This window comes from Streptosporangium sp. NPDC006013 (assembly GCF_040614275.1).
GTDB lineage: Bacteria > Actinomycetota > Actinomycetes > Streptosporangiales > Streptosporangiaceae > Streptosporangium.
In genome coordinates this window covers 1-8,929 of record NZ_JBEXUE010000413.1, presented here as the reverse complement: position 1 = coordinate 8,929, position 8,929 = coordinate 1, and the positions used below count along the sequence as shown (strand labels likewise).

The 8,929-nt window shown below is 70.5% G+C and carries 8 protein-coding genes; 6 read left to right on the top strand and 2 right to left on the bottom strand.

What is annotated here, in order from left to right; genetic code table 11:
* Positions 1 to 102 precede the first annotated feature (102 nt).
* The 5 genes from ABZ260_RS39725 (at position 103) to ABZ260_RS39705 (ending at position 6,342) form a co-directional block, all read left to right on the top strand.
* A complete protein-coding gene (locus tag ABZ260_RS39725; RefSeq protein WP_350926284.1) occupies positions 103 to 420 on the top strand; it encodes an L-rhamnose mutarotase in 318 nt (105 codons plus the stop codon).
* Positions 421 to 430: 10 nt separating this feature from the next.
* Positions 431 to 1,042: a transposase gene (locus ABZ260_RS39720; RefSeq protein ID WP_355627884.1), complete on the top strand. Its 612-nt coding sequence runs from the start codon at positions 431 to 433 to the stop codon at positions 1,040 to 1,042.
* Positions 1,043 to 1,634: 592 nt separating this feature from the next.
* The gene (locus ABZ260_RS39715; protein ID WP_355627881.1) at positions 1,635 to 4,394 is read left to right on the top strand and encodes an AAA family ATPase; all 2,760 of its coding nucleotides are present in this window, start codon (positions 1,635 to 1,637) and stop codon (positions 4,392 to 4,394) included.
* A 163-nt stretch (positions 4,395 to 4,557) separates the two neighbouring features.
* Complete coding sequence (locus ABZ260_RS39710; protein ID WP_350926280.1) at positions 4,558 to 4,698, top strand: hypothetical protein; 141 nt, start codon at positions 4,558 to 4,560, stop codon at positions 4,696 to 4,698.
* A 240-nt stretch (positions 4,699 to 4,938) separates the two neighbouring features.
* Entirely contained in the window at positions 4,939 to 6,342 is a 1,404-nt protein-coding gene (locus ABZ260_RS39705) for a hypothetical protein (protein WP_355627878.1), read from the top strand.
* A gap of 201 nt (positions 6,343 to 6,543) precedes the next feature.
* Here ABZ260_RS39705 and ABZ260_RS39700 read toward each other — a convergent pair whose 3' ends face one another.
* Together ABZ260_RS39700 and ABZ260_RS39695 are read right to left on the bottom strand one after the other, a co-directional pair.
* Positions 6,544 to 7,248 (bottom strand): neutral zinc metallopeptidase, encoded by a 705-nt coding sequence (locus ABZ260_RS39700; protein WP_355627875.1) that lies wholly within the window; start codon positions 7,246 to 7,248, stop codon positions 6,544 to 6,546.
* 275 nt (positions 7,249 to 7,523) lie between these two features.
* The gene (locus ABZ260_RS39695; protein WP_355627872.1) at positions 7,524 to 8,537 is read right to left on the bottom strand and encodes a LacI family DNA-binding transcriptional regulator; all 1,014 of its coding nucleotides are present in this window, start codon (positions 8,535 to 8,537) and stop codon (positions 7,524 to 7,526) included.
* Positions 8,538 to 8,713: 176 nt separating this feature from the next.
* Here ABZ260_RS39695 and ABZ260_RS39690 point away from each other — a divergent pair.
* The coding region (locus tag ABZ260_RS39690; protein ID WP_355627869.1) for a ferritin-like domain-containing protein at positions 8,714 to 8,929 on the top strand (216 nt) is incomplete at its 3' end.

Here is an 8,929-nt window from a genome sequence, read left to right as displayed (position 1 = left end):
CGACAAGGCCAACATCGACCAGTTCGACTTCTGACCGGCACCACCGGCACGGCCCACGCCCGGTGAGTCCGGGCGCGGGCCGCACCCGAGAAGGGCAATCCCATGCAGCGTGTCTGCTTCCTGCTGAAGGTGAGGCCGGAGCGTCTCCAGGAGTACCGCGAGCGCCATCGTGCCGTCTGGCCCGAGATGCTCGACGCCCTGAGCGCCACCGGCTGGCACAACTACTCGCTCTTCCTGCGCGAGGACGGGCTGCTGGTCGGCTATCTGGAGACCGAGGACTTCGAGGCGGCCCGCGAGGCCATGGCCGCGACAGAGGTCAACGCCCGATGGCAGGCCGAGATGGCGCCGTTCTTCGAGAGCCTCGACGGCCGCCCGGACGAGGGCATGGTCTCGCTCGAGGAGGTCTTCCACCTCAACTGATCGGGGAAGGATTCACCCCGGGCGCAGGCGATCGAGACCTCCTCATGGGCGTACGACGACTCGAAGACGCGGTTCGAGGGGAGCTGGTCGACTTCTGCATTGCCCAGCACACAAGCTGTCGACCACGTTGACCCGCGACAACCAGGCGCTCTACCTGGAAGATCTCGCCGTGTCCGCTCTGGTGCGCACCAGGCCGGCCAGGTCGGTGCACGACGCGGGCTGGTCACGGTTCGTGGGCATGCTGGACTACAAGGCGAGGCGGTACGGCAGGTACTTCGGCAAGATCGATCGCTGGTTTCCGTCGCCGAGGCTGTGCTCATCCTGTGGGAGCGTCGCCACCTCGATGCCGTTGGACGTCCGGTCTTGGGCCTGCCCGTGCGGGGCCGTCCACGACCGGGACGTCAACGCTGCGATCAACATTCTGGCCGCCGGGCAGGCGGACAGGCCAAACGACTGTGGAGCGTGGGTAAGACCGGGACCTGTTCCGGCATCGTGCGAAGAAGCGGTAACTCACCCGAGGTCGCGTACGACGTGGCAGGCGGGAATCGAGGCCTCCCGAGCGCATCTCCAGCGGCACGCACGCCACCTGGGCGGCGGGCGATTCGATCCCGGGCCGGCGTGACGCCGAGTCACCGGCCCGCGCCCTGCGGCTGTGACGGGCGTCGCCCATCCCGCGGTGGTGGCGGCGAGCGCGACCTTGACCACCGAGTTGTGGCCGGGAAATCGCACGTGGTCTCCGCGGCGTGCGCTCCTGCGTAATGGTGCGGGGTATTGGGCACTTCGCGTCATCGCATACTTACTGAGCGCCGAAGTCGCCGGTCGTGGAAAATCCATACTGTGTGTGTGGGAATTAAGGATGGCGGTCGTTTTGTGGTCGACCGTATTCGTGAATCACTCCCCCTCCCGAGTGCGGATCGTTCCCCGCGTGGGAAATCGGCCGGTGGGATCGAGAAAAGAGCAGGTGGGAGTCTGTGGGGACGGGTGTAGCGGATCTCCTGCGGGGCCGGCTCCCGGCAGTCCGTGCGATCGTGGCCCGCCTTCCGGCCTGCCCTCGCGTTCGTGCCCGCGGTGGAATCCGCGCCGTACGCCGACGATGTGAAATTCGTTCGGATTCACTCCGCGAAGAATCTTCAGGTGAAATCAGTGCCGATAGGTTGATCTTTGACCCATAATCACCGTCAAGAACATGCGAAACGTGAAAAGGGAGCGCTGCGTTGCACGGCAGAACCTCTCCGCTGTTCATCGGCCGGAAGCGGGAGCTCGACTTCCTCGGGGAGGCGTGGGGAGCGGCCAGCCGCCGCGACGCACGGATCGTGGGTGTCCGGGGGACGGCGGGAATCGGCAAGACCGAGCTGGTCGAGCGCTTCCTGCGAACCGTCCCCGGGGTGCGGACCGTGCGAGCCTTCGGCGACGAGGACGCGCTCGCCCATCCCTGGGGGGTGCTGGAACAGATCGCCGAGCAGCTGCCGACCCCGACGCTCGCCCGGACGCTGGCCGGGCAGGCCGAGGCCGCCTTCGTCGGCCAGGCCCTCGCGGCGGAGTTCGCCGCCGCGGACGCTCTGATCGTGGTCGTCGACGACGCGCACTGCGGCGACCGGCAGTCGATGACCGCGCTCCGCCTGGCGGCCCGGCGCCTGCGCAACGCCCAGGTCATGCTCCTGGTCGTCCACCAGGCTCCCGGGTACGCGCCGGGAGCGGCTCCGGACGCGCCACCCCTGGAACTCCACGAGGGCTGGGAGCGCATCTTCGACTCGCCGCAGGGGCGGCTGCTCCAGGTCGAGGGGCTCTCCGCCGACGATCTCGTACGGCTCGCCGTCGCGACAGGCCACGACGGGCTCACCCCCTCAGGAGCCAGGAGACTGCACGAGCACACCGACGGCAACGCGCAGCATTCGATCCTCCTGCTGGACCAGGTGGAGATGCACTCGATCAACTTCGGCAACGGCCCGCTGCCCGCCCCTCGCGGTATGACGCAGGCCGTCGTGGCGCGGCTGGCGTCGTGTGCCCGCCGCACCCGCGAGGTCGTGGGCGCGGCGGCGGTGCTCGGCCGCCGCTTCCGCCTGGCCGACCTGCGTGCGCTCTCCGGCGTCGCCGACGTCACCGTTCCTCTCACGGAGGCCGTCGGTGCCGGATTGGTCAAGGAGATCCCGGGGACGGCGGGGCAGGAGTTCGCCTTCACCACCCTGCTCGTCCGGGACCGCATCTACTACGACTCCGGCGTCGAGCGCCGCCGTGCCCTGCACCGTAACGCCGCCCTGCTGGGAGGTCCGGGCGCGCTCTGGCACGGGATCGCCGCCTCCGGTGGCGGTACGGACGGTGAGCTCGCCGCGCTGGCCCAGGGCGAGGCCCAGGCCCAGCTGTCTCGGGGCAGGCTGCCGCTGGCGGCCGTCTACGCCCGCCACGCCGCGGAACTGACCCCGCCGGGACCCGACCGTGTCGCCCGCGTGCTGACCGCCGCCGAGACCCTGCTGGTCTGCGGCGACGCCACCGTCGCCAGGCGTTACGAGAGCGAGGTCCTCGCCGCGCCGGCAGGCCCCTGGCGCGACTACGTCGCCGGTTACCAGGCCCTGATCTCCGGACGCGTCGCGGAGGCCAGGCTGCTGCTGGTCAAGGCACTGGGCGCGGCCGGGCACGACGGGGCGGAGAGCCCGCACGCGCCCGCGGACCTGCGGGCGCGCATCGCGGCCCAGCTGGCGATCATCGGCGTGGTCGAGATCTCCTACCCCGAGATGGTCGAGTACGGCACGGCGGCCGTCGCGGCGGGCAGCCGCGAGCCGTGGGTGCGGGCGTTCGCCTGGTTCGCCCAATCCCTGGGCTGGACCCTGGCCGGACGGGCCGAGGAGGCACTGTGGTCCCTGGCGGACGCCGACCTGCCGGGTTCGGCGGCCGGGCTGGACGGTCTGGTGGCCCGCGGCATGATCCGGCTGTGGACCGACGACCTCGACGGAGCCTCCGGCGACCTGCGTGACAGCGTCGCGCGGGCCACGCGCGGCGAGGCGCTGCGGGTGGGCCAGGCGCTCGGCTTCCTGGGCGAGGTCGAGTACCGGCGGGGCAGGCTCGACGACGCCGTCAGGTTCACCCGGCTCGCCGTCGGCGACGCCGAGGAGAACGAGCGGGTCTGGGACTACGCCCTCCTGCACTCCCTGGCGTGCTACCCCCGCGCGGCCAGGGGAGAGTGGGACCGGGCGCGCGAGCACGCCCGCCAGGCCGCGGAATGGGCGCCGATCGTCGAGAGCAGGGTGAGTCTCGCCTACGCGGCCGGCGCGCGGGCGGCGATCGCCCAGGCCCGGGGCGACGCCCAGCGGCTGCTCAGCGCGGCCGAGGCCATCGAGCTCCACTATGACTCGCTGGAGCCCGGTACCCACCTGTTCGGCCCGGTCGGTGCCGACGCGCTCTCCCTGCTCGGCCGGCTCGACGAGGCGGACGTCGCCCTGGGCGCCTTCGCCGACAGGGCCGCCTCCAGCGGGCGCCGCTCAACGCTGATGTCCATCGCCAGGGTGCGGGCCCAGATCGCCGCCGCCCGCGGTGACCACGCGCGTGCCGTACGGGACTGTGAGGAGGCCTTCGCCCTGGCCGGAGAGGTGGGTCTGCCGATCGAGGCCGGCCGGATCGACCTGGTGACGACGCGCTCCCTGCACGCCCGGGGGCGTCATGCCGAGGCGGAGCGGGCGCTGCGGCGGGCGCTGGCCACCTTCAACCGCACCGGTGCCGCCGCCTACGCCGACCTCGCCCTGAAGACGGCGGGGGAGCTCAGGCTGTCGGTGGACGGTCCCAGCGCGGCCTTCGGCAGCCTCACCGGGGCCGAGCGCGAGGTCGTGGCGATGGTCTGCGAGGGCATGACCACCCGTCAGATCGCGCAGCGGCGCTCGGTGACGATCAGCACCGTGGAGACACAGCTGAACCGCGTCTACGCCAAGCTGAACGTCACCAGCAGGATCGAGCTCCGCGCCGTCCTGTCCGACCCCGGCGAGTAACCGGGGAGCGGCCTCCCCAGGCCGGCGTACGGAGAAGCAGGGCGTGTCGAAGCCCGCCGGGCGATCCGTAGGGGTGTCACCCGGATGCCTTCCGCCTCTCCCGCGACTACCGTGAGCGCCTGCCAGAGCGCCAGGAGAGCGGCGCCGCCGACGGGAGGCCGGAATGCGGTTGACCATAGACGTCCAGAGGACCGCTACCGGTCACATCGCCGGGACCATCGAGGCCGAGGGGGCCGAGCCGCCTCTCCCCTTCCACGGGGTCATCGAGCTGGTCACCCTCCTGGAGAACCATCTGGACGGGTGACCGCGCGGGTGATCGCCACCGCACACCCTCCGCTGCCGGAGAGAGCCGTTCACGGAACGTCATGCCAAGGGGAGAGCATCAGATGGGTTCCATGTACCACCCCGGGAGGGATCGCCGGCGGCTTGGCCGGCCGGCGACGGGCCGCGCGGGCCACCGGCCGTGGGGCGTGCCGGTCGCACCGGCCGTGCAGGCCGGGCCGGTTGGGACGGTTGGGACGGTTGGGACGGTTGGGACGGCCGGGTGAACGCCACCCTGACGGCCTTCGTACCGCCGACCGAGAGCGGCCGTGACCTGCTGGACAACTGGGTACGGCCGATCTGTGCGAGGCTGGGGATCGGTCTGGTGGTCGCGCCTCCCGGCATCGGCGGGGCCGTCGCGCTCGCGGCGCGGCGGACGTCGACCTTCGTCGTGTGGGACTGCTCGGTCGAGGGTTCCGAGGACGTCTACGCGGCCTTCGACACGCGCGCCAAGCTCGACCCCGGCAGCATCGTCCTCAGCCGCAGCCCGTTGCCCCGCAACGTACTGACCCGTGCCAGCCACGCTCCCGTCCACGGCGAGACCCTGGAGAACCCGGCGCTGGGCGAGTGGCTGGAGCGGCACCTGCGCCGCGCGCTGGGGGCGGACCGGGCGCCGTCGCCGCGCTCACCGGGGCACTACTGGATGTTCGACAACCCGGCCGACTACTTTCTCAGCTTCCACGACGGCGGGCGCAGGGAGGCGGAGGAGTGGCGTGCCACCTTCGAGAAGGCCCACGCGGTCACCGTGCGAATGGTGCCGCCCCGCGAGTACTCCTACCCGGCCGAGGTGGTCACGCGGCAGCAGATGTGGGAAGGCGTGGCACGGCTGATGTACGAGATCATCGCGACCGGCAGGGCCATCGTCCATCCCGCTCCCGACTACTTCACGTCGTTCTGGACGGTGAGCGAACTGCTGGCCACGCTGTGGCTGCTGCCACGCGGCTCCACGCCACCCATGATCACCTCTGCGCACGTCGCCCGGCCCTCGGGCGCCATCCGGCGACTGGAACACCTGACCGCCCGTACCGTCCTGGGCGTCCCCCGCCTGGGTGACGCCCACGCGGATCGCTTCGCCAGGCTCATCAACAACTCCGATCCGATCACCACTGCTCCGGAGGTCCGCGGGCGAACAGCGGGCGGAGGGAGGATCGTCGCCGGAACGGTCAGGCACGTCGGCAGGCACGATCCGGAACTCGCCGGCCCGCGGTTCTGGGAGGAGATGCGGGTGCCCTGCCCGATCTGCGCCCCGAAGAGCGGAGCCGCCGCAGAGGTCGACTGGGATCGGCACATGGATCTGGCGTGGGATGAGCGGGGGGTGGACCACTACGGCTACTTCACCGCCCGGCGCGAGGACCTCGGCACCGGAAGGATCCGCTGCCCGGGGTGCCGAACCCCCCTGCGGCTCGTCAACGAGCATGGCGTCCGCACGCTCTGGACGCCGATCTCGGAGACGGAGCCGGACCGGAACCGGCCGGTCATCCGGCGTGATCCCATCTGGCAGGTGCTGCCGGACGACCGGCGGGGCGCCGAGTCGCTCTCCAGGAAGAGGGCCGACCCCCTCCGCGGCCTCAGGGACAGAGGATTCCCGGCCGAAGCAAGGTGGGTCCCGGCGCACAGCTCCGCCTAGCGGCAGAGAGATCCTGAACCTGTGGTGTTCGGCTGATCCGGCGCGGACTCGCCGCGGAGAGGCCACGAGCCCATGACGGGGGTCGACGTCCCGCGCGGGGCCGGACCCGTGCGCGGGGCGGGTGGCTCACGCGCGGGCCGGGGAACGGATACGAACGGGCGGATTCGCGCGGGCGGCCGAGGTCTCGGGGAGAGCCCCTCGTCAGGTGAAGCATCCCCGCACGCCCTGGCGCGCGCCCCGGTTGAAGGCGCTCAGGCGCTGGGAGGCGCTGCCGTGGTCGCTCACGTCGGTCCAGGGGGTGTCGTCGGCGTGCTGCCGCAGGGCCGCCGCGATCTCCTGGGTGTCGCCGGTCTCGAAGAACAGGATGCCGTCCTCGGCGGCTCCGAAAAGGGTCGCCCCGGCGAGGCAGTCGGCCTGGAGTTCGAGTCGTGGTGACAGCAGCTTCCGTGGAATGCGGGCCTGGACGGCGTGGCCCCATTCGTGCGCGATGATCAGATAGACCCAGGCGTCCCCCTGCCGGTATCCCATTCGCATCAGGTCGACGTCCCACGCGATGAAGTCGTAGGGCGGCCAGCAGTACAGGGCGTTGTCATCGGGGAGGGGGTACCCCTGGCATCTCGGCGCGTTGCTCCGCGCGCCGTCGTACCCGCCGAGAACGCGCGGGGGTGAATACCAGCCGGGGAAGAACTCGGACCAGTGCGTTGCCCAGAAACGATTGACGACGTACTGGGCGCTGCGAATGTCCTGGTTGATGTCGTCGAGGTTTCTCGCGGTGGAGGCGCTCAGCGGGGCGTGCCCACTCGCGGTGGCGGTCGCGGTCCCGGTCCCGGTGAGACCCGCGATCAGAACGCCGGTGAGCAACGAGACGAGTGCGAGACGAGTGATTCTCCATCGTGAAGCGGCCATGGGCTTCTCCCCTGTCACTGGCGGCCACATGCCGGATTTAAGGGTTTATTATTCGAAGGCTTTTCGCGGCAGAGTCACCATATGAGACAAGGTAATAGGGGAGAAGTGTTATCGCGAGATCGCATGAAATATCGGGGTAATTCGCCATAGGAGTTGGCGGGATTAGAGGCGCGTCGTAATCGACGTGAAGCAGGAGCGACGGCATGGTGCTCCCGTGGCGAGGCTCCGGAGGCGGCCCCGGCAGGCCGCCGGTGAAGCTCGGTGAGATTCGCGCGCTAGCCCGCTGGGGGAGTGGAGCTCTCCCGGACGACGAGGTCGGTGGAGAGTTCGACCCGGCGGGGTTCGGGAGCCTCGCCGCGGGAGATGCCCAGTGCCATGCGGGTGGCGAGGAAGGCCATCTCCTCCAGGGGCTGGCGGACCGTGGTGAGCGGTGGCCAGGCGGACCGGGAAAGGGGCAGGTCGTCGAAGCCGACGACGCTCAGGTCGTCGGGGACGCGCAGTCCGCGCTGCCTGGCGGCCTCGAAGACGCCAAAGGCCTGCAGATCGCTGCCGGCGAAGATGGCGGTCGGGCGGTCGGGCAGCGAGAGCAGGGCGTGACCGTGGTCGTGGCCGGAGCCGACGAGGAAGTCGCCGTGCAGGATCAGCGCGGGATCGACCTCGACGCCCGCGGTCTCCAGCGCGGCACGGTAGCCGTCTATGCGGGCGCGGCTGCACAGCACGTCGGGGGGACCACCGATCATGCCGATCCGACGGTGGCCCAGTTCCAGCAGGTGCCGGGTCGCGTTCAGGCCGCCCTGCCAGTTGGTCGCGCCCACCGACGCCACGCCCGGGGCCGGCTCGCCCTCGGGGTCGACGACCACGAAGGGGATCGAGCGGGTGTTGAGCTGGCCGTACTGCTGAGCCGAGAGCCGGGAGCCAATGATGATCACGCCGTCGGTACGGCGGGCCGCCAGCCGGTCGAGCCAGTCACGACCGGGGCCGGCGTGGGTGTGCAGGACGGAGATCACGATGCTGGCCTCGGCCTCCGCGGCCGCGCTCTCGGCCCCGCGGATGAGCTCCATCGCCCACGGGCTCTCCAGCTCGGCAAAGATCAGGTCTACCAGGCCGACGGGGCCGTCGGCGCCGGTGGCACGGCGGACGTAGCCGTGCTTGTGAAGGAGCCGTTCGACTCGCCTGCGGGTCTCCGGCGACACCTCGGACCTGCCGTTGATCACCTTGGAGACCGTGGGCGCGGAGACCCCGGCCTCCTGGGCGATGCGGGCGATCGTCACCCGAGGCTTACCTGACATGCTTGGCAGCATATCCGAAACCTTTCGGAGTGTCGCTCCACGCCTGAGGAGTGCTCGTAGTCCTTTTGATCGAGCTTCTTCTGGGTACGTCGCGCGCGTTTTGATATTCCGTACTCGGTTTGGGCCTGGAAAATTTTTGTGATCGGCAGAAATATTCATGGCCGCTGTGTCCAGGCATGACGCGGAAGGCGTCGGGGGACTTCACAAGCGGTACTACTACACCTCACGCGGGGGTGGTGGCGGCGGAGTTCCTGGAGCACACCGCGGAGGAGCAGGAGCACGCGGACAGGCTCGCCCAGCGCATCGTCCAGCTCGGCGGCGAGCCGGATTTCAACCCCGAGACGCTGACCGCCGCGGCGCCGCACAGGTGTGGGGCGCCCGAAAGGGGGTGG